Raw genomic sequence first — 26,625 nt, 5'->3', positions numbered from 1 at the left:
GGCTCAAGACGCGCCATCTGCGCGTCGGTCAGCCAGAAAAGATCAGACATGTCACCGCTCGTTTTTCGAGCCGTGAATCACGCCAACCTGCGGAAAACAATGGGTCCTGACCCTAGCAAGAGTGACCGTTTTGGGCTGCTGCCATAGCCGACGGCAGCAGGCTATTTCCTGATTGCCAAGGACGCGCAGCTCGCAAGGCTCAGATCAGGTCATCCACGGTGACACCCAGGGCGTCCGCGAGCTTCTTCATGGTCTCGACGTTGCCGCTGCGCTTGCCGGTTTCTATCTGGGTGATCTGGACGCGGTTGAGCTTGGAGGCCTCGGCCAGGGCGGCGGCCGTCATGCCGCGCCAGTCGCGGTACACCCGCACGGGGTTCTCGCCGTCCAGGATCCGGTTTACGTATTCGGCCGGGATGCTTTCGCCGCCGGCTTCCATGGCCCGGTCATAGGCCTGCAGGTCCGACAGATCCTCGGCCGCCTGACGCAGGCGGTCGTATTCGTCGCGGGGAATGGTCACCATTTCGTTCATAATCGCCTCCTTCAGTCGTAGACCCCGCCACGGGGGCCAATTGTCAGCACGTCCAGGACCTCGCCCTGATCGTTCATGATCACCCGCCAGTCACCGACCCGAAGCCGTATGCCGTCCCGGCCCTTCAGGGCTTTGACGTTGTTGGCCAGAGACGACGGGTCCTCGGCGTATTGCTCGATCTTGCCAGTGATCCGTTTGGCGTCGTTCCGGGGCATCTTGCGGAGCATGCGGATGGCTGCTGGCTTGTAAGTGATCGACTTCATGGGGGGGTGTGTAGCGTTAAAGCTACATTTGGTCAAGGTAGTGTAGCGTTTCCGCTACTTCCCCCTGCCTCGGCGCCGCCGGAAACCGTGGGACACATGGCCTGCAACCTGTTGAAATCACGAGGGCGCAGCGGGGGGCGGTCTGGGACGCCGTAGCGCTGGTATTGCAGAGCTTTTTCCCATCTTTGCCTGTCCGTGTGGGGGCACCATCTCAGCAGATAACTCATTGGGTTTCCTTTAGCTATTCGCAGTAGCTAGAACCCGTAGACCATGTCGGAAACCAATTCGCCTGCCTTCACCTTCGTGGAAGACGGAGTGTTCCACTTTAGTCGCCACAGCCCGAAAGAGCTGAGAGACCACTACACAGCGACCCGCATCACTTATTTCCGACGCACGAGGTCCCCGAGGGTCGCAAAGGCGAGAGCGCGTCGGGCAGCAGGTCTCTGGATGAGTACCGGTATCAGCTGCACAGTCAGGTCACCGACCTGCCGGGCAAGCTTATGCTGCGCCAGATGAGGAGCAATGCCGGTAGCTGCAGTCGTGAGTACATCCCGCGCAGGACCTGGCCCCGACGCAGGACACGCTGGGAGTGGAACGCTAGACCGGAGCACTCCAAGGCACTAAGGTCGAACTTCCCTGTATCGAGCAGCTTGTGCTGCTCTGCCATGACCCCGAGACGCCGTGCCCATCGACCCAGACGAAAGCTTGCCTTCCTCTCCTGAGGCCGGCGGCATTGCCAGGACAAGTGACGTGAAACGTCTCGACTTTCTTGACGGGATGCGGGGGTTCTTCCTGCTGACCATGGCCCTTTCTCACCTCGTCCTGCAGGGCGGCGTCTGGCTCACGGAGCTGCATTTCCGGCAGCTGATGTTCGTCGAAAGTGCGCAGGGCTTCGTCTTTCTTTCGGGTCTCATGGTCGGTTTGATCCAGGGGCGCCGCCTTCTGCGCCACGGTCGCGCGGCGATGCGAAGGTCCATCCTGTCCAGAATGGCGGAGCTCTGGCTCTGGACGGTCGGGCTGATCTTCCTGGCCCTGGTGGCCCGGGACCTCGCCCCCGGGGGCTACCTGGCCTGGCGCAACTGGCTCGGCACGGCGCCGATCGGCGATCCGATGCGGATCCTCGGGATCCTGACACTGACCTTCCAGCCGACCTTCATGGACATCCTGCCCATGTACATCTTCTTCATGGGCGCCGCGATCGTGGTCACCCGATGGGCCGTCGAGGGGCGCTGGAAGCTTGCGGCGGGCCTGTCGGCGCTCAGCTGGATCGCCTGCCAGCTGGAGGTGGCACGGATCTGGTCGGGGCCGCTGGACGAGGCGCTGGAGGCCTCGGACACGCAGGGGCTGCGCATGGCCTTCGACCCAATGGGCTGGCAGGCGCTCTTCATCGCCGGGGTCATTCTGGGCGCCCTCTGGGCGAGCGGGCGCATCAACTGGGATGCCGTCTTCGGTCCGAAGACGCGCGGCGTGGCGTTTTGCGCCCTCCTGATCGTGCTGCTCTTCGCGCCGCTGCGCTTTGCCACCGCGCACGGGCTGATGCCGAAGGAGTTGCTGGAGGTGTTCTGGCCGTTCGACCGGCGTTCGAATTTCAGCCTGATCTATCTGGCCAACTTCGTGGCTGCGGCCGTCCTGTTCAGCTGGCTGGCGATCGCCGGCCGCCAGGACCGGCTGGCCCCCATCCGGATGATCTCGGCCGGTCTGCGTTGGGTCTTCACACGGCCTGCGCTGTGCCTGCTCGGCCGGCATTCGCTGCACGTCTACGCCTGGCACGTCGTACTGGTCTATGCAGTGCGCTACTACGACAGCGCCTGGGGGCCGAGCGGTGTGGTGATCAATACGCTCCTGGGCCTCTACGTGCTCGCGCTGATGTGGGTGCCGCCCCTGATCCGAGAGCGCGGATGGCGTCGCCGGATCGCGGCCTGATCCTGAAGCTGCGAGAGAGGGTCAGGACCCGGTGCGGCGTCATGGCCGGAACATGACGGTTGCGGCGTCTGCGACGGTGGCAAAGTCGACCTCAGGGGGCCTGTCGTAGCGAGTTGCACTCCGTCGCCGATCCGTCAGGCGCCCGAACATGATCTCGATCGCAGCCGCCCTCGACGCCACCGTCTTGCTCTGGCTCGGAATGCCAATGAGCTGTCGTCCAAGAGCTAGCCTCCAGAATTTCCTCAAGGGTCTTCACTGGGCGCAGGCCCGTTGCGCGCTCAGGTGCAACGCATCTGCCCGGATACAAATGGCGACAATGCTGGAGGTATGCCCGAAAGTTGCCACGTTTCCGTACCGATGGCCGCTTCGCCGATGCCGCAGGAAGCCACCGTTGGAGGTGGGTCCCATGCCAGTACAAATTTCGCTCGAATCTCAACCAAGCAACCACAGGGTCACCGACGACCATTTTGGGTCCAATTTTCTGGCCAATCGGGATGGTCACAATCAGACCGTCGGCGACGAGGGCGTCTTCGACGAGGCTTCGGCCTGGGCCGGTGCGACCGATCTGCGCTACCCCGGCGGAACCCTGGCAGAGAAGTACTTTGACCTGACGGACATGCGCCACCTGGAGGCGGGCGGGGCGCATACGATCGACGCGCATAATTTCACGGATCCGACGGACACCACCAACCTGACCAGCCTCGGCGCCTTCATGGATCATGCTGCGGAGACGGGAAACACCGTTACCGTGGTGGTGCCGACCATCCGTTACATCGAGGTGCTGACCGGCGATGACGCAGAGGCGATTGCCGCGGTGGAGGCGGAACTCAAGGACTTCATCGCGCGCGCCGTGGCGCATCCGAACGGCGGGGTGATCTCCGCTTTCGAGATCGGAAACGAGTATGGCGCATGGATGGACGGACACAACGGGGATCTCCTGGAGAGCACCCGTGACTTCGCCGTTCTGGTCCGCAACTTCAGCGTCTGGATCGAAGAGGCTCTGGTCGAAAGTGGTCTCGCGCCGGAGGCCATGCCGGACATCATCGCGCAAACGGGCTTCTTCAAGTACGGGGAAAAGGGCAATGCGCCGCTTCTGAACAACTTGTTCGATGAAGGCCTCGAGACCGAATATGCGCATGTCGAGAGCCTGGAGGACTTCTTTGCGGCCATTGATGGCGTCGCCAACCACTTCTATCCGGACATGCCCTGGGCCGATGCCGCGAACGGCCAGGAGAACCTCGAGAAGGATCTGGCGCTTCTCGAGGACTGGCAAACGGCATTTGACGAGTATGCCGAGACACATGGGCTTGAAAGCAGGGACCTGCGGCTGCTGGCCTCCGAGTGGAACCTGAAGAACGGCGCCTTCGGAGATGGCGAGGTTGCCGGTGTGCAAGCGGCTGTCGGCGTTGTCTCGATGTTTCACCAGATGGTCAGTGGCGGGGTCGACGGCATGCAGGCCTGGCCGATCCTGCAGAATAACGAGAACACGTTTCTGTCGGGCCGAAGCGAGGAGGACCTAGAGGTCGGCTTTACCGGCGCGGCCTTCATCCTGATGCGGTCCTTGCTGCCCGGCATGAGCGTCGATGGAGAGATGACGGACTACGACACGGATGGCGACGGTGTGGCAGATCTGTTCATCTATCGCTTCGTGCAGGACGGAAAGATCCTGACCTTCGCCAGCAGCAGCAAGGATGCCGAGGTCAGTCTGGATTTCGCCGCCTATGGTCTGGATGCCGATCCGACGCAGATCCACATCGCACGGCTGATCTCGGACAGCGGGTCCAGCCTCGACAACGACGGCACCCCAGTCCTGCGGATCGACGGGACCGAAACGCTCGACGGGACGGACACGACGGTCGATCTGTCGATGAATGCCTGGGAACTCGTCCTGCTGTCCATCGACGAGAACGAGGCGCCCGCCGATGATCTTGATCAGGGGCGGGTGACCTTCGAACTCGGCTCGGCCGACTTCACCTTCTCGCCCTTCGACGACTACCTGCATGCCCTTGAACGACCGGGCATCCCCAACCTCACCAGCGGAAATGTCCTGAAAGGCACTGCAGGCGAGGACGCGTTCCAGCTGTTTCCCGGCCTGGTCTTCGATGGCGCCGGCGGGGACGACCGCATCATGGGAACCGGGGTCGACGACGTGGCCTTCGGTGGCGACGGATCTGACGGCATGGCCGGCGAGGCGGGGGACGACATCCTCTACGGTGGCGATGGCGACGATCGCATCTTTGCGGGCTCAGGCGACGATTTCGTCAGTGGAGGGACGCACGAAGACCGCATCTACGGCGACGAAGGCGCCGACAGCCTGTTCGGCGGAGCCGGGTTCGATCTGCTGAAGGGCGGCGACGGCAACGACAGCCTGTCGGGCGGGCACCAGGCGGACAACCTCTATGGCGGGGCGGGAAACGACGAGCTGCACGGGGATGAGGGGGCCGACCGTCTCTTCGGGGACATCCATGAGGACCGCCTGTTCGGTGGCGCGCATGATGATGCCCTGTTCGGCGGCGCCGGTTTCGACTTTCTCGATGGGGGCTCCGGCTCGGACGCGCTCTACGGCGGGGATCAGGCCGACAATCTCTTCGGTGGGGACGGGGCAGACCTGCTGGACGGTGGCCAGGGATTTGATCGGCTGTTCGCCGGGGACGGCAACGACTCCCTGCTCGGTGGGCAGGGCGACGATGCGCTTTTTGGTCAGTCCGGTGACGACGTGCTTTCAAGTCAGCAAGGCGATGACCGCGTGTATGCGTGCAAGGGAGACGATACGCTCCTGGGCGGCGACGGGGACGACGTCCTGCATGCCGGTGCCGGCTTCGACGTTCTGGAAGGAGGAGAAGGCAATGACACGCTGATAGGCGGGTTCAATGCCGACACCTTTGTTTTTCAGGGAAATTTCGGGGCGGACCGCATCGAAGATTTTGATGCCTCGAACCGTTTTGAGCGCATCGACCTTTCGGGCTTGGAGCAAGTCGGGTCGTTTGAGGACCTGATAGAAAATCATGTCAAAGAGACAGAAAGCGGGGTCGTTCTGCAATTTGAAGGCTCCGGTGAGGTCCTTCTTGTCGGCGTCGGCCTGGATCAACTGAGTTCGGAAGCTTTCATATTCTGAGTTTGAGCGCCTCAGGCCGACCAAGCGGTGTCGCTGCTCGCAACGCTGATTCCCAATCTCGCCCGCGCTGAAGGTATCAGGCCTGAGCGGGGACAGAGGGTGTTGAACCTCGCCAGGGCCATCAAGGTGGTAGCTTGCCATAAAGCTGGTCGGGACGCTGCTGATAACCGCCATGCTGACTATTCCGGCTGCGGCCAAGCGCCGTTTCAACAGTTCGCCCAGCAGTCTGGAGGACCGAGAGGAGCGCGCGCGCGCGGCACCTCCCGCCGGCTCTGGCTTCCCATTTCGGGCAAGATGATTCCGCAGATGATGGATCGTTAATGTCAGGTTCCGATGGTGCGGATGGGGGCGACGAATGGCGCATCCCAAAGTTTCGCTAAAGCTCAAGCTTTCCGGCACTCTGGTCCTGACCAGGGCGCCATTGGGGCCAAGGCTCTGCAACATAAAGATATTTGGGAAGCTTTTGGAGCGGGCGACGGGAATCGAACCCGTATCTCTTGCTTGGAAGGCAAGGGTCTTACCATTACACAACGCCCGCTCGGGTGGGGGACTGACTAGAACATCCCGGCAGGGCCGGTCAAGCGGGATCTGGGTCTGATGTGGCCGGGAAACACCGCCCGCTGCCTGCCGTCGTCCCCGGTTCGCCGCGACTTTGCCCGGCAAGCACGCCTGGGGCGGCCCGCTTGCGGGAAAACCGGCCGCAAAGGCTGGCCTTGCGGGGCCCATCCGTGACATTCTCCTCACGGATTTTCACGAAACCGCCAGCCAACGCCAGGGGAGGGGAGTTGCATGGAGGAATTGAAAGGGGCCGTTCGGCCCGAGCAGGAATGCGTGACGCGCGAGGACAGCCACGCTCAGGAGGCGGGCGCGTCCGGGAGGGAAGCGGAGGCGCAGCCCTCGGGGAAACGACGCCTCGATCTCGATCACTATGCGCCGTTCCTGCTGGCCGCCGTCCACACCGCCTGGAGCCGCCAGATCGCGGGACCGTTCCGCGACGGTTACGAGCTGGGCGTGGTGGAATGGCGGGTCATCGCCTTGCTGAGCGTCCATCCGGGCGCCTCGGCCTCGCAGCTTTGCGCGCTGCTGCGCATGGACAAGTCGGCGATCAGCCGGTCGCTGCATCTGCTGTCGAACCGTGGCTACCTGGACTGGAAGGCCAGCCCCGGCGATGTCCGCCGCCGCAGCTGGTGGCTGTCGGACAGCGGGCAGGTCCTGTTCGAGGCGCTGCTGGACATCGCCCTGGACGCCGAGGCGCGCATGCTGGAGGGCGTCAGCGATGCCGAGCTGGAGACCTTCATGGGGGTCATGCGGAAGTTCCTGACCAACCTAGAAGGCGAGAGCGACTGAGCGCACCGCCTCGTGTACGGCCCGAAACGAAAAGGGGCGGCCCGATGCCCGGGCCGCCCCTTCGTGTTTCGCGTGCCTCGCGCCGCCCTAGACCAGCGAGGGCAGGAACAGCACCAGCGACGGGAAGATCACGATGATCGCCGTGACCACCAGATCCGACAGCAGGAAGGGGCCGACGCCCTTGAAGACCTGCATCGTGGTGACGTGCTCGGACGCCACGTTGCGGATGACGAAGACGTTCAGCCCCACGGGCGGGGTGACCATGCCGATCTCCAGCAGTTTCACCACCAGCACGCCGAACCACACCAGGCTGATGCCTTCGGCGTTCAGGATCGGGATGAAGATCGGCAGGGTGACCAGCATGGCGCCGAAGGGTTCCATCACCATGCCCAGCAGGAAGTAGATCACCACCACGATCAGCATCAGGTGGTAGTAGCTGAGGTCGGCGCCGCTAACCTGGGCGGCGATGAAGTTGGACAGGCCGGTGATGCCGAGGAAGCGGGTGAACATGGCCGCGCCGATGCCGATGATCAGCAGCGAGGCGGTGGTCTGCAGCGTTTCCAGCAGGGAGGTGCGCAGCACCTTCCAGTTCAGGCGGCCGACCAGCAGGGCACAGATCAGCGCGCCGGCCGCGCCGACGGCACCGGCCTCGGTCGCGCTGAAGAGGCCGGAGAACATGCCGCCGAAGACCAGCACGATCAGCGCCAGCACCGGCCAGGTGTCGATCAGGGCCTTGCCCAGCGGGGGCGTCTCGCCCTCGATCGGGCGGGGCGGCACCAGGTCGGGACGGATCCAGGCGCCGATCAGGATGACCAGCGAATAGGCCACGGCGGTCATGATGCCGATGGTGACGCCGCCCATGAAGACCTGGGTGATCGAGGTCTCGGCGAAGACCCCGTAGATGATCATGATGATCGACGGCGGGATCAGCGCGCCGATGGTGCCGCCTGCCGCGATGGCGCCCGCCGCGATGGAGGGCGAGTAGCCTGCCTTGACCATCTCGGGGATCGCGATCCGCCCCATCGAGGCGGCGGTGGCGATGGAGCTGCCGCAGACGGCGGCAAAGCCCGAGCAGGTGAAGACCGAGGCGATGGCCAGCGCGCCGGGAATGCGTTTCAGCAGAACCTTGGCGGCGGTGAACAAGCCCGAGGTCAGGTTGGCATGGAAGGCGACGAACCCCATCAGGAGGAACATCGGCACCGCCGACATCGTCCACTTCGCGGCGAAGTCGTAGGGCGTGTTCTGCAGGATGCCGATGGCGGGCGCGGTGCCCAGCAGGCTGACGATGCCGCCGAAGCTGACGGTGATCATCGCCAGCGCCACGGGTACCCGCAGGATCAGCAGGATCAGCAGGGCGGCAATGCCGTAGAAGCCGGTTTCAACACTCATGGGTGGGCACTTTCCGGGCTGGAGCCTTGGTCCTCCGAGGGACCTTTCAGAAGCAGGATCACGCGCAGGGCCGTCATCAGCGCGGCCAGGAAGAACCCTACGGTGGGCAGGAAGTAGCTGGGCCAGACGGGCAGTTGCCGGCCCAGGACATCGACGAAGGTGCCGATCTCCATGTTCTTGAGGGCGACGGTCCAGGTCACCCAGCCGAGGGAGGCGTAGATGACCGTGGCCAACAGGCCCACGGCAGCATCGGACAGGCGGCGGCCCAGCGGACCCAGCACCATTTCCATCACCTCGACGGTGATCATGGTGCGCTGCCGTTCAACCCAGGCCAGCGGCAGGAAGACGATCAGCACCATGTAGTAGCGCGACACGACCTCGTTCGTGGCGGGGACCGGCAGGTCGAAGATATTGCGGGAAATCACGTCGATGGAGACATGCACGAGCATGGCCATCAGGCCGATGGAGCCGATCAGGGCCAGGCCCTGCGACAGCAGGTCCGCGACCTTTTCAAGACGTTTCATGGCAGGTGTCCTGGTCTTGAGAGTGGAGAGACGGCAGGGAAGGGGCTGGCGGCCGGGACAGGCCCGGCCACCATGGGCATCTGATCTGATCAGCCGCCGTAGGTGGAGAAGTCGACCTTGCTCCAGACCTCGTCCCAGACACGCTGGGTGATGGCGTCCTTGTCGTGGTCCAGCTCTTCCGAGATGGCTTCCCACTTCTCGATCAGGCGCACGAACTCGTCCACGCGCTCGGCCGCATCGTCCATGCCGAAGCGTTCCGCCGAGATTTCGGCGGCGGCGGTGCGGTCGTCGATGGCGAACTGGGTCGCAGCCTCGATCAACTCGGGCGAGGCTTCCTCGATGGTGATGCCGGCCTCAAGCGCCTGTTCGCGGGCGATCTGCGGGAAGTCGTAGCCCCAGCGTTGGGTCATGTCCGCGTTGGCCTTGTTGGCCGCGCGGGCCATGGCGGCACGCTCCTCTGCCGACAGGCTCGCCCAAGTGGGCTGCGCCACGGTCATGTTCGACGTGGCGAAGTAGGTGCCCAGCGGGATCAGCGTGACGTGTTCCACCAGCTCGATCAGGCGGAAGGCCAGAAGGTCCCCGATGGAGGCCATGGAGCCGTCGATGGTGCCTTGCGACATCGCCTCGAAGGTTTCCAGCACCGACACGCTGACCGGGGTCGCGCCGAAGTGTTCGGCCCAGCGGGCATAGGGCGCGCCGCCCGAGCGCAGGCGCAGGCCGGCCACGTCCTCGGCGGTGCTGACCGGGGTCTTGGTCAGCAGGGCATACTGGTCGGACGAGCCGGAGCCCAGATAGACGATGCCGAAGTCCGACAGCTCCTGCTGGCACATTTCGCAGGTGACGGTGTATTCGGTCAGCGCCGCGCCCATGGCGTGGGCGTCACGGCCCGACAGGGACAACTCGCCCGCCAGGGCGAAGTTGGGCAGCTCGGCCGGGAAGTAGAGCGGCAGCAGGTTGCCCACGTCCACGAGGCCCGTCTGCAGGGCGTCCTTCATCTGGGTCAGCCCCACGACCTCGGTGCCCAGCTCGATGGTGCCGAGAGCGCCGTTCGACTCCTCCGGCAGGTACTCCGCGAAGGGCTTGTAGAGGAAGCCGTTCGACGGGTGGGCCGGCGGGGCGCCCGAGGCGATCCGCAGGTCCCGTGCGTCGGCGGTTGCAGCAAAGGCCATCCCTGCCGTCGCCGCGATCATCATCGTCTTCTTGAAAGCCACCATTTTCTCCTCCCTGGTTGCTCAACAGTCTTTTCTTAGATCTTCAGGAGACGCCTCGCGTTTTCCTTCAGGATCAAAGGTTTGACCTCCTCCTTGAGGTCAAGATCCTGGAATTCCGACACCCAGCGGTCCGGCGTGATCGCAGGCCAGTCGGAACCGAAGAGCATCTTCTTCTTCAGGATCGAATTCGCATATTTCACGAAGATCGGCGGGAAGTATTTCGGCGCCCAGCCCGACATGTCGATGTAGACGTTGGGCTTGTGCTGGGCCACCGACAGGCCTTCCTCGGTCCAGGGGAAGGAGGGGTGCGCCAGCACGATGGGCATGTCGGGGAAATCCACCGCCACGTCATCCACGTGCATCGGATTGGAATACTTCAGCCGCATCCCCATGCCTCCCCGCATGCCCGACCCCACGCCGGTCTGTCCGGTGTGGAACAGGGAAATCGCCCCTTCCTCGGCGATCGCCTCGTAGAGCGTATAGGCCATCCGGTCGTTGGGGAAGAACCCCTGCATGGTGGGATGGAACTTGAACCCCTTCACCCCGTAGTCGCGTACCAGGCGGCGTGCTTCGCGGGCACCGGCCTTGCCCTTGTGCGGGTCGATGGAGGCAAAGGGGATCAGCACGTCGGCGTTCTCCGCCGCCAGTTCCGCCACTTCCTCGTTGGAATAGCGGTGGAAGCCGGTCTCGCGTTCCGCATCGACGGGGAAGATGACCGCGCCGATCTTGCGCTCGCGGAAATACTCGGCGGTCTGCGGCACGGTGGGCAGCATCCCGTCGGCCCCGGCGGGGTTCTTGAAATACTTGGCCATGCCGGCCTGGAACTCGTTGTAGCCGTCATCGCGGCTGCACTTGCAGGGTTCCTCGGCGTGGGTGTGGAAGTCGATGGCGATCAGCTCATCAACGTTCATCGTCCGGGTCATCGGAATCCTCTCCCTTGGTCTTGTCGAGGCCGTTCAGCTTGATCAGTAGACGGCGCAATTCGGCACCCTCGGCCGGCGTCAGCGCGGCCTGCGTGCGGCGTTCGATCTCCGGGAAGCGCGCGGTGATAGCCGCGATCATCGCTTCCCCCTCCTTCGTCAGGCGCAGTTCGATCGCGCGACGGTCGTCCTCCGGCACGCTGCGGGCCACCAGGCCCTCGCGTTCCATCTCGCGGATCATCTTCGACATCTGCGCGCGCTTGATCTTCAGCGTCTTCGATACCATCCCCTGCCGGATCCCGGGGTTTTCCCGGATCAGGTCCAGCACCGTTACCTCGCCCGGACGCACCTCCTCGTCGCCCATGACGGCGAAGAAATGCCCGAAGGAGCGAAGCTGGGCGACCCGCAACAGGAAGCCGAGGGAGCCACGAAGGCTCTCGGTCGTGATCTTCTGCGCGGGGGCTGTTGGGGTGGGGCTGGCCATGATCAGTCCGCCAGCACCTTCTTGGCGCGCTTCTCCAGGAAGGCGCGCAGACGTTCCTGGGCTTCGGGCGTCATCGAGGCCAGGGCCGAAACCATGGATTCGACGAACAGCCCGTCTTCCGAGGACATGTCACGGATGCGGGGCAGGGCGTTCATCACCGCGTAGTTGGAGAACTCGGAATTGCTGGCGGCCTCTTCGGCCAGTTCGATGGCCTTGTCGATGGCGCCGCCGGCGGGGGCAAGGTAGTTCACGCCGCCCCAGCGTTCCATTTCCTCGGCCTTGGCGACACGGCCGGTCAGCATCATGTCGGTCATCCGCGAGGTGCCGATCAGCCGCTCGATCCGGACCGAGCCGCCACCGCCGACGAAGATGCCGCGCTGGCCTTCGGGTAGGCCGAAATAGGTCGTCTCATCCGCCACGCGGATCTGGCAGGAGGAGGCCAGCTCGAAGCCGCCGCCGACCACCGCGCCATGCAGGGCCGCGAAGAAGGGGATGGTGCCGCGCTGCATCCGGTCGAAGACCTCATGCCAGCGGCGCGAGCCCATGATCGATTCGAGCAGCGGCTTCTCCGAATGCTCCGCCAGGTCCAGCCCGGCGCAGAAATGCTGCCCTTCGCCGAAGATAACGGCGGCCTTCGCCTCATTGCGTGCACGCTCGATCACGAGGGCAAGCTCTTCGATCACCGCGTCGCTGATCGCGTTGCGCTTTTCCGGCCGGGTCAGGCCGATCAGCGCAACATTGCCGCGCAACTCATAGGAAACAAACGACTTTCCTTCGGTCTCCGCCATCGGACCGCACTCCTTCCACATCGTCTTTCGACTGTTATTTGTTTCCTAGTAGACAAAATAAAATTGCTGAGTCAATCTCTGATCAACCAAGCCCGGGCAGTGAGGAGAGTTTTGTCCGGGCCTTTTGGAAACGGAGGAGACACATGTCCGACAGTTCTCGGGCCCAGGATTTCTGGGCGCCCGTCATTCGCCATGAGACCCGCGACGACGGATCGATTCTGGTCTGGCAGGAGGAGGAGCTTGGCCCCTATCCCCGCTGCATGACCGAGAAATTCATGCACTGGGCCGAGGTCGCCCCGGACCGCAGCTGGATCGTTGAACGCGGTGGGCCGGAAGGCGCCTGGCAGCACATGAGCTATGGCGAGGCGGCGCAAAAGATCCGCGCCATCGGGTCGGCCCTGCTGCAGATGGGCCTGTCGGCGGAACGGCCGCTGCTGATTCTCTCGGGCAACTCGGTGCGTCACGCGATCATGGCGCTGGCGGCGCAACACGTGGGCGTGCCCTCCGCCGCGCTGGCGCCCGCCTATGCCCTGGCCAAGGGCGATCTGGGCAAGCTGATCGACGTGGCGGGTCAGCTGACCCCCGGCATGATCTACGCCGAGGACGCCACGCCCTTCGGCCGTGCCATCCATGAGGTCTTCGACCCGGCGGTTCCCGTGGTCAGCGTCACCGGCCAGCTGAAGGACCGCGAGGTGCTGCGCTTCGGTGACCTGGCGGCGACGGAGCCCTCGGCGGAGATGGAGGCGGCCTTTGCAACGCTTGGCCCCGACACGGTGGCGAAGTTCCTCTTCACCTCCGGCACTACCGGCTCGCCCAAGGCGGTGATCCAGACCCAGCGGATGCTGTGTTCCAACCAGGTGATGATCAACGACAGCTATCGCTTCCTGAACCACGAACCGCCCGTGGTCTGCGACTGGGCGCCCTGGAACCACACGGCTGCCGGCAACAAGGTCTTCAACCTGGTGATCTACAACGGCGGCACGCTTTACCTCGATGATGGCAAGCCGACGCCGAAGGATATCGGCCGGACCATCCGCAACCTGCATGACGTCTCGCCCACCTGGTATTTCAACGTGCCGCTTGGCTACCAGATGCTGCTGGACGCGATGGAGCGCGACGCGGATCTGCGCAAGACCTTCTTCAAGCGGGTGAAAATGCTGATGTACGCGGGCGCCGGCATGTCGCAACCCGTCTGGGATCGGATCACCCGTATCGCCGACCAGGAGGTCGAGGGCGGCGTGGTCCTGGCCACCGGCTTCGGCTCGACCGAGACCGGGCCGTTCTCGCTGATGTGCTGCGAAAAGCAGGAAACGGCCGGCAACCTGGGCGTGCCGTCGCGCGGGATAACCCTGAAACTGGCGCCCCAGGGCGACAAGTACGAGGCGCGGGTGAAGGGGCCCAACATCACCCCCGGCTACTGGCGCAACGAGAAACTGTCGGCAGAGGCCTTCGACGAGGAGGGCTTCTACTGCTTCGGTGACGCCTTCCGCTTCGTCGAGCCGGGCAACCCGGCGGCGGGCTTCTACTTCGACGGGCGCCTGGCCGAGAACTTCAAGCTGGCCTCGGGCACCTGGGTCGCCGTGGGCGCCCTGCGCGCGCAGCTGACCAACGACCTGAAGGGGCTCGCCTCGGACGTGGTCGTGGCGGGAGAGGGGCATACCGAACTGGGCGCGCTGGTCGTGCCCGACTGGGATGCCCTGGCCGCCATGGTCGACGAGGACGTCACCGACGAGGCGCTGCTGAACCACCCCAAGGTGCGCCGTGTGGCCGCTGACCTGCTGGATGCCCATGCGGCGCGGGCCACCGGCTCGGCCAGCCGGGTGACCCGGATGATGTTCCTGGAGGTGCCGCTGTCCTTCGAGAAGGGCGAGGTGACCGACAAGGGCTCGATCAACCAGCGCGCGGTGCTGCGCCACCGTGCCGACCTGGTGGAGAACCTGTGGTCCGAGGACCCGCGGGTGATCTCCCTGCATATGGAAAGGACCTGACGACATGAACCTGACCGACGCACATATCGCCGTCACCGGCGGTGGCTCCGGCCTGGGGGCCGCCACTGCGCGGCGCCTGGCCAAGGCGGGCGCCAAGCTGACCATCGTGGATCGCAACGCCGAGGCGGCCGAGGCCGTGGCCGCGGAACTGGGCGGCGTGGCCAAGGCGCTGGACGTGGCCGATCCGGTCGCGGCGGAAACCGCCCTGGACGAGGCGATCGCGGCGCAGGGGCCCCTGCGTGGGCTCGTGAACTGCGCCGGCATCGGCGAGGCGGGCCGCGTGGTGGGCCGCGAAGGGCCGCTGCCCTTCGAGGATTTCGAACGCACCATCAGGGTGAACCTGCTGGGATCGTTCAACATGCTGCGGCTGGCCGCGGCGCGCATGGTGCCCACCGACCCGCTGGAGGACGGCGAGCGCGGCGTGATCGTCAATACCGCCTCCGTGGCGGCCTTCGACGGGCAGATCGGCCAGGCGGCCTATTCGGCCTCCAAGGGCGGCATCGTCGCCATGGCCCTGCCGATCGCGCGCGAGCTGGCGAAGTTCGGCGTGCGGGTGAACACCATCGCGCCGGGCCTCTTCCTGACCCCTCTGCTGGAGGGGCTGGGCGAGGAGGTGCAGAAATCCATCGCCGCCACCATCCCCTTCCCGCAGCGTCTGGGCGATCCGGATGAATATGGCCGCACCGTGCAGTACATCTTCGAGACGGCCTACCTGAACGCCGAGGTGATCCGCCTCGACGGCGCCGTGCGGATGCAGCCGAAATGAGCGCGGAGCTGATCTCCGACATCCTGCACCTGACCCCGGGCTGGGCCGATCAGGCCGAGGCCGCGGGGCTGGAGCGGGAAGACACGACCATGATCCTCGGCGAGGCCGCGCGCCTGGCCGAGGAGGTGTTGGCGCCGCTGGCCGGGCGGGCCGACGAAGAGGGGTGCACGGTCGAGAACGGCCGGGTGCGCACGCCCCAGGGCTACCGCGAGGCGCTGGCGCGTCTGGGCGCCGACGGCTGGCTGGCCGCCGACCTGCCCGAGGACTTCGGCGGGCAGGGCCTGCCGACGGCGGTGCATGTGGCCGCTTCTCTGGCGTTTGAGGGCGCGGCGATGCCCTTCATGATGATCGGCGGCTCGACCCGTGCAGGCGCCCATTGCCTGATCGCCGCCGCGCCGGACCTGGCCGCGACTTGGGCGCCGAAACTGGCCTCGGGCGAATGGACCGCGACGATCTGCATCTCGGAACCCGACGCGGGCTCGGACGTGGGACGTATCCGCACCCGGGCGACGGATCTGGGCGATGGCCTGTGGTCGATCACCGGGCCCAAATGCTGGATCTCCTTCGGTGATCACGACATGGCGGCGCGCATCGGCCATCTGTGCCTGGCGCGCACCGGCACCCCGGAGGAGGGCACGCGCGGCCTGTCGCTTTTCCTTGTGCCGGACGTGAAGGACGACGGCAGCCGCAACGCCATCCGGGTCGAACGGATCGAGGAAAAGCTGGGCCTGCACGGCTCGCCCACCTGTGTCCTCAGCTTCGAGGGCGCCGAGGGGCAGATCGTGGGTGAGCCGGGCCGGGGCCTCGTGACCCTGTTCAGGATGATCGAGCTGATGCGTCTGCAAACCGGCTGTCAGGGCGCGGGCGTGGCCCTGCGCGCGGCGGCGCTGGCGCGGCATTACGCCGGCGAGCGGTTGCAGGGCGGCAAGCCGTCCGAGCCGCCTGTGCCGATCCTGTCGCACCCCGACGTGCGGCGGCAGTTGCTGGACATGCAGTCCAACGCGGCCCTGCTGGCGGCCCTGGTGGCCGAGGCGGCGGTGACCACCGACGCGGCGCGGGCGGGCGATCCGGAGGCCGAGATGCGCTCCGCCTTCCTGCTGCCCCTGGCCAAGAACTTCGGCGGCGAGATCTCTTTCGAGGTCGCCTCGGGCGCGGTGCAGGTGCTGGGGGGCGCGGGCTATACCCGCGAATGGCCCGCCGAACGCTACCTGCGCGACGCGCGCATCATCACCATCTACGAAGGGACCACGGGCATGCAGGGGCAGGATTTCCTGATGCGCCGCCTGCTGAAGGATGAAGGCCGCAGCCTCGATGCCTTCACCCGTGCCGCCCGGGCAGAGCTGACGGCCTCGCCCCACGAGGCCGAGGCGGCCCGCGCCGCCGAGATGCTGGACCGTTTCATCGCCCTGGCTGACAGGCTGATGTCGTCGGGTGCCTCCACGAAAGTCCTGCTGGGGCAGGCCGACGGCTACCTCCGCGCCGGCTGGGCCGCCGTATCGGCGCTGATGGCGGCGCGGCTGGCCGGGCTGGGCGACGAGGGGCGCGCCTGGGCGCGCTATCGCCTGCATTTCGCCGAAAGCGAGATGGTCCGGGCGGAGGCCTCCTGCAGCCTGCCGCCCGAACTGCTGGACGCGGTTGGCTGACCCTGCTGCGCGGCGGCCCAAGGGCGCGCCGCGCGGATCCTTCCCTGAAGGCTCGCCCCGTCACGGCTTGCCCCGGCTGCAAACCAGGCAGGCGGGCAGACAGACGGGCGGGGGCGCGACACTGTGCGCCTAGAAACAGCTTGATCGCCTGCGCCCTCTCACGCTTAGATGACCGGGTTGTTGATTTTCCGTGTTTTCCGCGTGGCGTCTTTGATGAGTTTGAGAATGAATGCGCCTGGCATGCCCATGGATGTCGTTGCTCTGCGCAAGGCAACGCCGTCGCTTCCCGGACTGGCGCATTTCAATGCCGCCAGCAGCGGTCTGCTGTCGTCCGAGGTGGTCGAGGCACTGCAGTTCCACCTGGGCGAGGAGATCCGCACCTCTCCTCATGCCGCCGGGCTGGCCGCTGCTGAGGCGATCGAGAACGCCCGCGACGAGATTGCCTGGCTGATCGGCGCCACCGCCCCCGAGATCTCCTTCATGAGCAGCAACAGCGAGGGCTGGAACCTGGCTGTCCTGTCGCTGCCGCGCCTGCGGCCGGGGGACCGGGTGCTGGTCGGCGGTGGGGAATGGGGCGGCAACATCCTGGCGCTGGCGCAGGAATGCGCCGCCGCCGGCGCCCGGCTGGAGCGGATCCCCGAGCTGCCTGATGGCCGCATGGACCTGTCGGGCCTGGAAGAGATGATGGATGACCGGCTGCGGCTGATCGCGGTGACCTGGATCGGAGCGCACCTGGGCCATGCCGTCCCGGTGGAGCGGATCGGTCGGCTGGCTCGGGCCGCCGGGGTGCCGTTTGTCGTCGACGCGGCCCAGGCGGTGGGGGTCCTGCCGATCGACGTGAACCGGATCGGCTGTGACATCCTGACGGCGCCAGGTCGTAAGGGCCTGCGCGGGCCGAAGGGCAGCGGGTTCCTTTTTGTCCGCGAGGGCGCGCTGGAGCAGTTGGTGCCGCGGCCGATGAACCTGCGCGCCGCCAGCCTCGTCGCGGGCGAGGTGGTGCAGCGGCGTGACGGCGGGCGCTTCGAAGCCTCCGAATATGCCCCGGCCTTGCGCCTCGGTCTCGGCGCGGCGGTGCGACTGGCCAACCAGCTGGGCGCCATTGCAATCGAGGCGCGGGTGCTGGAGCGAACGGCGCGCCTGCGCGCGGCTTTGGCCGAGGTGCCGGGGCTGGTCCTGCGGGAAACCGGCGCGGCGGAAAGTCATATCACCACGTTCCACATGCCGGAGATCACACCCGCCCAGGTGCAGCTGGCGCTGGCCGGGCGCGAGGTGACGATCACCACCGTCAACACCTCCTATGCGCCGTTTTCCACCGTGCCGATGCCGCAGGGCTCGGTCTGCCGGGCCTCGGTCAGCTACCTGACCGATGATGCGGAGATCACGCGGCTGGCCGAGGCGCTGTGCGAGATCGTGACAGAGCACGCCAAGGCCTGACGGACGCCGCGACCGCGTTCTGGTTCAGGGCCAGGCGGGCAGATCGGGCGCGTAGCGGGTGCGCAGGTAGCGGGCCAGGGCGGCGATGTCCGTCTCCGGCAGTTCGGCGGCAAAGCCCGGCATGTCGCGCAGCTCGGTCCCCAGCGGGCCGGAGAGACCCTCTCGGATCACCGTCATCGCCGTTTCCGGCCCCGGCGCGCGCAGGGCGGGCGCCTGACCCAGCGGGATTTGTGCCGCCGTCAGCAGGTCGGCGAAGGCGGGTTCATGGCAACTCGCACAGGCGGATTCGTAGATGCGGTGCATCCGGTCGGGCGTGGCGGGCTGGACGGGCTCGGGCACCGGCGCGGCACTGCCTTCGGCCAGCGAAGCCAGGTAGGTGGCCATGGCGGTCAGATCCGCCTCGGGCAGTTGCGACGTGCCCTCGATCACCTCGGCCATGGGTCCGGAGGCGGCCGAGAGGCCCGGTGCGGTGCCGGTCTTCAGGTAGCGGGTCAGCGTTGCCACGTCCCATCCCCGGGCGCCGGCCTCGGGGCCCGCCAGAGCAGGGGCGAACCAGTCGCGGATCATCGCGCCTGTCAGCGGACGGGCGCCATCCTCGGCGCCAAGTGTGCCGCGGGGCGTGTGGCAGGCGGAACAATGGCCGACGGTTTCCACCAGGTAGCGGCCCCGGTTCCAGGTCGCGTCCTGGGCCGGATCGGCGGTAAGCGTCTCGGCCTTGTGGAACAGCGCGTTCCAGGCTGCCAGCGCGGGGCGCGGCACCTGCATCCGCGCGACGGGCACTTCTGATCGCACCGGCTCCAGCGACTGAATGTAGGCGTAAAGGGCCTGCAGGTCGGCCTCTGCCATCTTCGCGAAGGAGGTATAAGGGAAAGCCGGGTAGAGGTTGCGCCCGTCGCGACTGACGCCATGGCGCATGGCGCGGGCGAAGGCCGGGTAGGACCAGCGACCCAGCCCGGTCTCGGGATCGGGCGTCAGGTTGGTGGAAAACACCGTGCCAAAGGGCGTCTCCACCGGCTTGCCCCCCGCGTTCTTCAGCCCGCCGGTGGCGGTGTGGCAGGACGAACAGTTGCCGAGCGCAAAGAGCGTCTCGCCCCGCGCCAGTTGCTCCGCCGTGGTGGCGAGCTGGGGCGTCACCGGCGCGATGGCGCGGTGCAGGGGCAGGGAAACGGCGCCGAGGCCCGCCAGCCCCATCAACCCGATGGCCCCGGCGGCCAGGCGCGCGCGCAGGGGCAGACGCGGTTTGCGCGGGGGCGGGGGCAGGGCGGTTGCCGGTGTTTCCGTCCGTCCCAAGGCCGCGCGCATCTTCTCGGGCGTGAAGGGCGCCTCGCGCATACGCACCCCGGTGGCATCGAAGATCGCATTGGCGATGGCGGCGGCGGCGGGCACGGCGGCGCTTTCGCCGACGCCAAGGGGCGGATCCTCGGGGCGTTCGACCAGCAGGGTGCGGATCTCCGGCAGCTGCGGGAAGGTGGTGAGGGGATAGTCGGCAAAGCTCTGGTCGGTGACGCTGATCTCGTCGAAACTGACCTCCTCGGTCAGCACCCGTCCGGCGGTCTGGATGACGTTGCCGTGGATCTGCTGGCGTACCCCGTCGGGGTTGATGACCAGCCCCTGGTCCTGGCCGACGAAGACGCGGGACAGGGTGACCTCGCCGGTCTGGGTATCGACCGCCACGTCGACGACCCAGGCGGCGGCCGCCGCTGCCACGCCCGGAAAGGGGCCGTGGACATAGGTGGCAAAAGCGAAGCCCTGACCATAGGCCATGCGCCCCTCGCGGCGCAGGCGCGGGCCGTCATGTTCCTCCCACCCCGCCTCTTCGGCGGTGCGGCGCACCAGTTCGGCCTGACGCGGGTCGTCCATGTGACGGAGGCGGAAGGCCACCGGGTCTTCGCCGGCCTCTGCCGCCAGCTCGTCGATATAGCTTTCATGGGCGAAGGTATTGGGCAGGGCCGAGACGCCGCGCAGCCAGGCGGCGCGCACGATGGGGGCCATGTCATGCGCCACGATCCGGCGGTGCGGGATGCGGTAGGGCGGTACGGCGGTACGGTCGCCCATGGTGTCGGGGCGCGGTTCGGGGCTGATCCGGCCGGTCAGCAGCAGCGCCAGGTTGGGGCCGCGGTTCGAGGGATACCAGCTTTGGAAGTCATAGGCGTGGAAATCCTTCGCGGCATCCAGGCCGCCACGGATCTCCATCAGCTGCGCGGCTCCCTTGGGTTCCCACAGGCTTTCCTGCGCGCGGGTCAGCTGCACCCGCACGGGTCGCCCGCAGGCCCGCGACAGCAGCAGGGCATCGCCCGCCACGTCATCGGCGCAGTTGCGCCCGTAGCAGCCGGCGGCCTGATGGCGGCGGATCTCGATCTGCTGGTCCGGCAGGTCCACCAGTACCGCCAGGTCTCCGCGCAGCATGTGCGGGTTCTGGGTGCCCGACCAGACCAGCGGCGCACCGCCGTTCCAGTCGGCCACGGCGCAGCTGGGTCCGATGGAGGCGTGCATGTGCCAGGGCCAGACATAGCGCCGGTCGAGCCGATGCGCCGTCTCGGCCAGCCCGGCGTCGATGTCGCCGCTGGCCAGCAGAGGACGGGGCGTCGAGGGCTGCGCCTTCAGCGTCTCGGCGATGCTCTCCATCTCGGGCAGGGGGGGCGGCAGGCGCCAGTCCACCTTCAGCGCCTCGGCAATGGCGCGGGCCTGGGGTGCGGTTTCGGCCAGCACGGCCAGGAAGTCACCCTCGTGGTGGAGACCCAGATAGCCCGGCATGCCCTCCACGCTGGTGGCGTCATAGCCGATCAGGCTGCGACCTATGAAATCGCCGCTGTCGCGGCCCGCATAGGGTGGGCGGATGACGTGGCCGTGGATCATGCCCGGCAGGCGCACGTCCTGGATGTAGTCGAACTCGGCCCGAAGTTTCGCCGGCAGGTCCAGCCGCCCGGCTTTGCGGCCCACGACGCGATAGTTGGCCGGGTCCTTGACCGGCGCGGCCTCGTCCAGGGGCAGCGCCTCGGCGTGGTTCTGCAACAGGGTCTCGTAGGGCAGGCGCCGGTCCTGCCAGAGGCAGGCGCCGTCGAGGGTCGTGATCTCCGCCTCGGGCGCATCCCACTGCCGGGCCGCCTGGGCCACCAGCCAGGCGCGGGCCTGGGCGGCGGCGCGGCGCAGGGGCGCGGCGGTGATCTGGATGGTTTCAGAGGCGATGGTCGGCCCCTGGTTCGGCGTGTGGGCCGTGTCGCCTAGGTGGATGGTCACCGCCTCCAGCGGCAGGTCCAGCTCCTCGGCGACGATCTGTGTCAGGGCGATGCCGATGCCGGTGCCCAGGTCGACGTGGCCGTTGTAGCCGGTAGCGTGGCCCTCGGGTGAAAGCGTCAGGAAGACATCACGCCCTCCTTCGGTGGCGCGGTAGATGGTCAGGGCATGGGTCACGGGCGGCGCCCCTTTTCGGCAGCCGGGCAAAGGTCACGCATGGCCGGCCTCCCGCATCAGTTCCGCCGCGCGGCGGACCGAGGCGATGATCTCCAGATGCGCCCCGCAGCGGCAGAGGTTGTGGCGCAGGGCGCTTCGGATCTCCGCCTCCGTCGGGTCGGCGTTGGCGCGCAGCAGGGCCGTCGCACTCATCACCATGCCGTTCAGGCAGTAGCCGCATTGCGCGCCCTCCATCTCCAGGAAGGCCTGCTGTGTGGGGGAAAGGGCGCCGGTGTCGGGATCGGCCAGACCTTCCAGCGTGGTGACGGACCGCCCGGCCACGCGTTCGGCGCGCAGGATGCAGGACCGCGCGGGGGCGCCGTCGACCAGCACCGTGCAGGCGCCGCATTGCGCCAGGCCGCAGCCGTATTTCGGGCCGTTCAGCCCCAGTTCCTCGCGCAGCAGATCCAGCAGGCTCAGCCCCGCCGCGCCGCCGCAGGTGACCTGCTTCCCGTTCAGGGTGAACCTCAGTTCCTCCCGCATCCTTCCCTTCCCCGGGCGCATGGCTGCGCCTCTCTTGCTGGCCCTGTCCCGTCGTTGCGGGGCGGACAAATTGCTTGCGCACGAACAATGTCGCGAAACCTGTCCCCGCGCCAGAGGGAGTGAGCCACGAAATGCCCCCGCGGCTCAAGTTTGCTCTGCGGCTGCGTAAGGGCTGGGCAGCGGCACGGGCGTCGCGTCTGGCGCCCTGTCGGGGCCTGCGCTTGACCGGGGCGGCGCGGGGGGGCATGAAGCCCCTGTTTTGCGCCCGCAAAGGAAGGAGCCCCCCTTGGCCCGACGTCCCCAGACCGATCCCGGCCAGCTTGATCGCGACCCCTCGCGCCGCGTCGGCGCATTGGGAGAGCTGTGGCCCTTCCTGCGCCCCTACCGCGCGCTGCTGATCGGCGCGCTGCTGGCGCTGGTGCTGACCGCCTCCGTCTCGCTGGTGCTGCCCCTGGCGGTGCGCCGCGTGGTCGACAACTTCGAGGAGGGCTCGGCCCAGATCCTCGACCAGTATTTCCTGGCCGCCATCGGCATCGCGGCGCTTCTCGCCCTGGGCACGGGGCTGCGCTACACGCTGGTCACCACCCTGGGCGAACGCGTGGTGGCCGACATCCGCAAGGCCGTCTTCGGTCGTGTCATCGGGATGAGCCCGGCGTTCTACGAGAGAACGATGACCGGCGAGGTCCTCAGCCGGATCACCACCGACACCACGCTGATCCAGTCGGTCGTCGGCTCCTCCGTCTCGGTGGCGCTGCGCAACGTGCTGATCTTCTTCGGCGGCTTCGTGATGATGCTGCTGACCTCGGCCAAGCTGACGGGGCTGGCCCTGCTGATCGTGCCACTGGTGGTGGTGCCGATCCTGACGCTGGGGCGCCGCCTGCGGAAACTCAGCCGGGAAAACCAGGACTGGATCGCGCAAAGCTCGGGCAATGCCTCCGAGGCGCTCTTGTCGGTGCAGACGGTGCAGGCCTTCACCCATGAGGCGCAAAGCCGCGAGACCTTCGATGCGGTGACCGAGGAAAGCTATCGCTCCGCCATGCGGCGCATCCTGACGCGCGCGGTGATGACCGTGATCGTGATCTTCCTGATCTTCGCGGGCATCGTCGGCGTGCTGTGGATCGGTGCCAATGACGTGCGCACCGGGCTGATGACCACCGGCGGGCTGGTGCAGTTCGTGATCTACGCGGTGATGGTCGCAGGTTCCGTCGCGGCCCTGTCGGAGATCTGGGGCGAGTTGCAACGCGCCGCCGGCGCCACCGAGCGTTTGGTGGAGCTGTTGACGGTCGAGGATGCCGTGCAGGACCCGGCCGTGCCGCTGGCACCGCCGTCACCGGCACGCGGGCGGATCGGATTCGACGGTGTGACGTTCCATTACCCCTCGCGCCCCGCGCGGGCGGCGCTGGACGACGTGAGCCTGCAGGTGAACCCGGGCGAGACGGTGGCCGTGGTCGGCCCCTCGGGGGCGGGCAAGTCGACGCTGATCCAGCTGATCCTGCGCTTCTACGACCCGGAGGCGGGGGCGGTGACCCTGGACGGCACCGACCTGCGCCAGATGGCACGGGATGCCTTCCGCCGCCACGTGGCGCTGGTGCCGCAGGATCCGGTGATCTTCGCCGCCTCGGCGCGTGACAACATCCGCTTCGGCCTGCCCGGCGCCAGCGATGCGGCGGTCGAGGCCGCCGCCCGTGCCGCAGCCGCGCATGAGTTCATCGAGGCGCTGCCCGAGGGCTACGACAGCCCGGTGGGCGAACGCGGCGTGATGCTGTCGGGCGGGCAGAAGCAACGGATCGCCATCGCCCGCGCCATCCTGCGCGACGCGCCGGTTCTGCTGCTGGACGAGGCGACCTCAGCGCTGGACGCGGAAAGCGAGGGCCTGGTGCAGAAGGCGATCGAGACCGTGTCCGAGGGGCGTACCACCATCATCATCGCGCACCGTCTGGCCACGGTGAAACGGGCCGACCGCATCGTGGTGATGGAGGAGGGCCGGATCGTGGCCCAGGGCCGTCACGAGGACCTTGTGGCCGAGGGTGGCCTTTATGCCCGTCTGGCGCGGCTGCAATTCACCGACGGATCGGCGGCGGCCTGAGGGCCCCGCCGCCCGTCCTGCGCCTGTTGCCCGGCGGCCCCTTGTGGGGCAGGTCCGGGCAGCTTTCTCTGACTCTTCCGACATTTCTTCTCGCCAATTGCCTTTCCATGCTAGGCTTTACGTCACGTTGCGCATCGGAGGGGAAACGCAGCGTCATGCTTGCCTTTGAGGCGGCGAAGGAAAATCTAGCGAAGAGCGCAAGGAGGCGCACGAGGCGATGGGAGGAGAACGCATGACCTTTACAGGCGTGCCTGATGTCAAGCGGATCGAAGCGGAGATGCCCTGGGAGGCGCGGGACGTTCCGAAGACGGTATTCGGAATGGTGGAGCGCACGGCGGCCGCTTTTCCGTCGAACAAGGCGGTCACGTTCCAGCTTGAATCCGGGCCGAAGGACAAGGCCGAAACCCTGAGCTGGACCGAGCTGAAGGGCAAGGTGGCGCAATGCGCCAACATGTTCCGCAAGCTGGGCGTCGGGGAAAACGACGTGGTCGCGCTGGTCATGCCCAACTCGATGGAAACCGTGGTCGCCACACTGGGCGGCATGACGGCAGGCATCGTGAACCCGGTGAACCCGCTGCTGGAGCCGGAGCAGATCTCCGCCATCCTGCGGGAAACCGGCGCCAAGGTCGTGGTCACGCTGAAGTCCTTCCCGAAGACCGACGTGGCGCAGAAGGTCGCCCAGGCGGTGCAATTCGCGCCCAATGTGCACACCGTGCTGGAGGTGGACCTGAACCGCTACCTCAGCCCGCCGAAAAGCTGGATCGTGCCGCTGATCCGTCCCAAGACACCGGACCGGCACCACGCCGACGTGCTGAACTTCGGTGAGGAGCTGGCCCGCCAGCCGACCGAGCTGGCCTTTGCCGACAGCCAGACCGACCGCATCGGCGCCTATTTCCACACCGGCGGCACGACGGGCATGCCCAAGGTGGCGCGCCACCTGCATTCTGGACTGGTCTACAACGGCTGGGTGGGGGCCTCGCTGCTTTACACAGAAGAGGACAGCATCATGTGCCCGCTGCCTCTGTTCCACGTCTTCGCCTGTCACGTGATGCTGATGGGGGCCTGCATGTCGGGCGCCCATGTGGTCTTCCCGACGCCTGCGGGCTATCGCGGCGACGGCGTCTTCGACAATTTCTGGAAGCTCTGTGAGCGTTACAAGACGACCTTCATCGTCTCGGTGCCCACGGCGATTTCGGCGCTGATGCAGCGCCCGGTGGATGCCGACATCTCGACGGTCAAACTCTGCTTCTCGGGTTCCGCGCCCCTGCCGGTGGAACTGTTCAAGCGGTTCGAGGCGGCGGCCGGTCTGAAGATCCTCGAAGGCTACGGGCTGACCGAGGCGACCTGCCTGGTGTCCTGCAACCCCGACCAGGGGGAGCGCAAGAACGGCTCGGTCGGCGTGCCCTTCCCCTATACCGACGTGCGCATCCTGGATGCCTCGGGCGGGGGCGAGCCGCGCGAATGCGCCGTGGACGAGGTGGGCGAGATCTGCGTCGCCAACCCTGGCGTCTACGCGGGGTCGACCTATACCGAAGAGGCCAAGAACCGCGAGCTCTTCCACTATGACCGCTACCTGCGGACCGGCGACCTGGGCCGGCTGGACGCGGATGGCTACCTCTTCATCACCGGGCGCGCCAAGGATCTGATCATCCGTGGCGGACACAACATCGACCCGGCGGAGATCGAGGAGGCGCTGCTGGCCCATACCTCGGTCGCCTTCGCAGGCGCCATCGGTCAGCCCGACGCCCGCACCGGCGAGCTGCCCTGCGCCTATGTCGAGCTGGTGGACGGCGCCGAGGTGACCTCGGAAGAGCTGCTGGCCCACTGCAAGGTACATGTCCACGAACGCGCCGCGATCCCGAAGTATGTCGAGGTGATGGACGAACTGCCCAAGACCGCCGTCGGCAAGGTGTTCAAGCCCGCCCTGCGCAAGAGCGCGATCCAGCGGGTCTACAACGCCGCCCTGGCCGAGGCGGGCATCCCGGCAGAGGTGGTCGAGGTGGTCGACGACAAGAAACGCGGCCTGACTGCCCGGGTCGTCCGCAAGGGCGAGGTGGATGAAACCGCCCTGAAGACCCTGCTGGGGAACTACACCAACCCCTGGGAATGGGCCGAAGACGTGTCGGAACCGGCCTGAGCCGCCCCCGCGCTCTGCCAAATCAACAAGCCCCGGCCTCGGCGCCGGGGCTTTTCTGTGGCGTGCAGCTGTTTTTCCCTGCGGGCATAGCCCCCCTGCCCAGAGACGCAAAAAGGCTCCCCCGCATCTCTGCGGGGAAGCCCTG

Annotated in this window: 21 protein-coding genes and 1 tRNA gene; 11 read left to right on the top strand and 11 right to left on the bottom strand. The window is 66.8% G+C overall.

Going from position 1 to position 26,625, the window contains the following annotated elements; genetic code table 11:
• Window positions 1-199: 199 nt before the first annotated feature.
• Window positions 200-529: a helix-turn-helix transcriptional regulator gene (locus LC066_RS20590; RefSeq protein WP_224903182.1), complete on the bottom strand. Its 330-nt coding sequence runs from the start codon at window positions 527-529 to the stop codon at window positions 200-202.
• 11 nt (window positions 530-540) lie between these two features.
• Window positions 541-792 (bottom strand): type II toxin-antitoxin system RelE family toxin, encoded by a 252-nt coding sequence (locus LC066_RS20585; protein ID WP_224903180.1) that lies wholly within the window; start codon window positions 790-792, stop codon window positions 541-543.
• Window positions 793-1,062: 270 nt separating this feature from the next.
• Between LC066_RS20585 and LC066_RS21550 the strand changes: the two genes are divergently transcribed.
• The 4 genes from LC066_RS21550 to LC066_RS20565 all read left to right on the top strand — a co-directional run bounded on the left by LC066_RS21550 (window position 1,063) and on the right by LC066_RS20565 (window position 6,128).
• Window positions 1,063-1,308 carry a DUF6538 domain-containing protein gene (locus tag LC066_RS21550; protein WP_318246729.1) on the top strand — a complete coding sequence of 82 codons (246 nt, stop codon included), beginning with the start codon at window positions 1,063-1,065 and terminating at the stop codon, window positions 1,306-1,308.
• A gap of 234 nt (window positions 1,309-1,542) precedes the next feature.
• Window positions 1,543-2,715 carry an OpgC domain-containing protein gene (opgC, locus tag LC066_RS20580; protein ID WP_224903178.1) on the top strand — a complete coding sequence of 391 codons (1,173 nt, stop codon included), beginning with the start codon at window positions 1,543-1,545 and terminating at the stop codon, window positions 2,713-2,715.
• A 406-nt stretch (window positions 2,716-3,121) separates the two neighbouring features.
• Window positions 3,122-5,830, top strand: coding sequence for a calcium-binding protein (locus tag LC066_RS20570; RefSeq protein WP_224903177.1), 2,709 nt, complete (start codon window positions 3,122-3,124; stop codon window positions 5,828-5,830).
• A 172-nt stretch (window positions 5,831-6,002) separates the two neighbouring features.
• Window positions 6,003-6,128 carry a hypothetical protein gene (locus LC066_RS20565; RefSeq protein WP_263625210.1) on the top strand — a complete coding sequence of 42 codons (126 nt, stop codon included), beginning with the start codon at window positions 6,003-6,005 and terminating at the stop codon, window positions 6,126-6,128.
• Between the two features lie 166 nt (window positions 6,129-6,294).
• Here LC066_RS20565 and LC066_RS20560 read toward each other — a convergent pair.
• Window positions 6,295-6,368, bottom strand: a tRNA-Gly gene (locus tag LC066_RS20560).
• Between the two features lie 251 nt (window positions 6,369-6,619).
• Here LC066_RS20560 and LC066_RS20555 point away from each other — a divergent pair.
• On the top strand, window positions 6,620-7,177 hold the full coding sequence (locus LC066_RS20555) for a MarR family winged helix-turn-helix transcriptional regulator (protein ID WP_224903175.1): 558 nt from the start codon (window positions 6,620-6,622) through the stop codon (window positions 7,175-7,177).
• A gap of 87 nt (window positions 7,178-7,264) precedes the next feature.
• Here the strand turns inward: LC066_RS20555 and LC066_RS20550 are convergent, their stop codons facing one another.
• From LC066_RS20550 to LC066_RS20525, 6 genes are all read right to left on the bottom strand, one after another.
• Entirely contained in the window at window positions 7,265-8,566 is a 1,302-nt protein-coding gene (locus LC066_RS20550) for a TRAP transporter large permease (protein WP_222478231.1), read from the bottom strand.
• Window positions 8,563-9,090 carry a TRAP transporter small permease gene (locus tag LC066_RS20545; protein ID WP_222478233.1) on the bottom strand — a complete coding sequence of 176 codons (528 nt, stop codon included), beginning with the start codon at window positions 9,088-9,090 and terminating at the stop codon, window positions 8,563-8,565. The genes LC066_RS20550 and LC066_RS20545 overlap by 4 nt, the downstream gene beginning before the upstream one ends.
• An 89-nt stretch (window positions 9,091-9,179) precedes the next feature.
• Window positions 9,180-10,304 carry a C4-dicarboxylate TRAP transporter substrate-binding protein gene (locus LC066_RS20540; RefSeq protein ID WP_224903174.1) on the bottom strand — a complete coding sequence of 375 codons (1,125 nt, stop codon included), beginning with the start codon at window positions 10,302-10,304 and terminating at the stop codon, window positions 9,180-9,182.
• 32 nt (window positions 10,305-10,336) lie between these two features.
• Window positions 10,337-11,212, bottom strand: coding sequence for an amidohydrolase family protein (locus LC066_RS20535; protein ID WP_085886617.1), 876 nt, complete (start codon window positions 11,210-11,212; stop codon window positions 10,337-10,339).
• Complete coding sequence (locus LC066_RS20530) at window positions 11,202-11,705, bottom strand: MarR family winged helix-turn-helix transcriptional regulator (protein ID WP_224903172.1); 504 nt, start codon at window positions 11,703-11,705, stop codon at window positions 11,202-11,204. Before LC066_RS20530 ends, LC066_RS20535 begins: the two co-directional genes overlap by 11 nt.
• Before the next feature lie 2 nt (window positions 11,706-11,707).
• Complete coding sequence (locus tag LC066_RS20525) at window positions 11,708-12,493, bottom strand: crotonase/enoyl-CoA hydratase family protein (RefSeq protein WP_222478239.1); 786 nt, start codon at window positions 12,491-12,493, stop codon at window positions 11,708-11,710.
• 143 nt (window positions 12,494-12,636) lie between these two features.
• On the opposite strand from LC066_RS20525, the gene LC066_RS20520 reads away from it, so the two are divergent.
• The 4 genes from LC066_RS20520 (at window position 12,637) to LC066_RS20505 (ending at window position 18,324) form a co-directional block, all read left to right on the top strand.
• Window positions 12,637-14,481 (top strand): feruloyl-CoA synthase, encoded by a 1,845-nt coding sequence (locus LC066_RS20520; RefSeq protein ID WP_224903169.1) that lies wholly within the window; start codon window positions 12,637-12,639, stop codon window positions 14,479-14,481.
• 4 nt (window positions 14,482-14,485) lie between these two features.
• Window positions 14,486-15,247 (top strand): SDR family NAD(P)-dependent oxidoreductase, encoded by a 762-nt coding sequence (locus tag LC066_RS20515; protein WP_222478243.1) that lies wholly within the window; start codon window positions 14,486-14,488, stop codon window positions 15,245-15,247.
• Entirely contained in the window at window positions 15,244-16,890 is a 1,647-nt protein-coding gene (locus LC066_RS20510; protein ID WP_224903166.1) for an acyl-CoA dehydrogenase family protein, read from the top strand. Before LC066_RS20515 ends, LC066_RS20510 begins: the two co-directional genes overlap by 4 nt.
• Window positions 16,891-17,136: 246 nt before the next feature.
• Window positions 17,137-18,324 (top strand): aminotransferase class V-fold PLP-dependent enzyme, encoded by a 1,188-nt coding sequence (locus LC066_RS20505; RefSeq protein ID WP_224903162.1) that lies wholly within the window; start codon window positions 17,137-17,139, stop codon window positions 18,322-18,324.
• 24 nt (window positions 18,325-18,348) lie between these two features.
• On the opposite strand, the gene LC066_RS20500 is transcribed toward LC066_RS20505, so the two are convergent.
• Entirely contained in the window at window positions 18,349-21,735 is a 3,387-nt protein-coding gene (locus LC066_RS20500) for a molybdopterin cofactor-binding domain-containing protein (protein WP_224903159.1), read from the bottom strand.
• Between the two features lie 33 nt (window positions 21,736-21,768).
• Window positions 21,769-22,257 carry a (2Fe-2S)-binding protein gene (locus LC066_RS20495; RefSeq protein WP_224903156.1) on the bottom strand — a complete coding sequence of 163 codons (489 nt, stop codon included), beginning with the start codon at window positions 22,255-22,257 and terminating at the stop codon, window positions 21,769-21,771.
• Window positions 22,258-22,543: 286 nt separating this feature from the next.
• Between LC066_RS20495 and LC066_RS20490 the strand changes: the two genes are divergently transcribed.
• Both LC066_RS20490 and LC066_RS20485 read left to right on the top strand, forming a co-directional pair.
• On the top strand, window positions 22,544-24,343 hold the full coding sequence (locus LC066_RS20490) for an ABC transporter transmembrane domain-containing protein (protein ID WP_224903153.1): 1,800 nt from the start codon (window positions 22,544-22,546) through the stop codon (window positions 24,341-24,343).
• Between the two features lie 232 nt (window positions 24,344-24,575).
• The gene (locus LC066_RS20485) at window positions 24,576-26,480 is read left to right on the top strand and encodes an acyl-CoA synthetase (protein ID WP_224903150.1); all 1,905 of its coding nucleotides are present in this window, start codon (window positions 24,576-24,578) and stop codon (window positions 26,478-26,480) included.
• Window positions 26,481-26,625: the final 145 nt, after the last annotated feature.

Origin of the sequence: Pseudooceanicola marinus (genome assembly GCF_020177265.1) — a bacterium.
Taxonomy (GTDB): Bacteria; Pseudomonadota; Alphaproteobacteria; order Rhodobacterales; family Rhodobacteraceae; genus Pseudooceanicola; species Pseudooceanicola marinus_A.
Note: the sequence above shows the minus strand (reverse complement) of the source record. Positions and strands in the feature narration are given on the sequence as shown.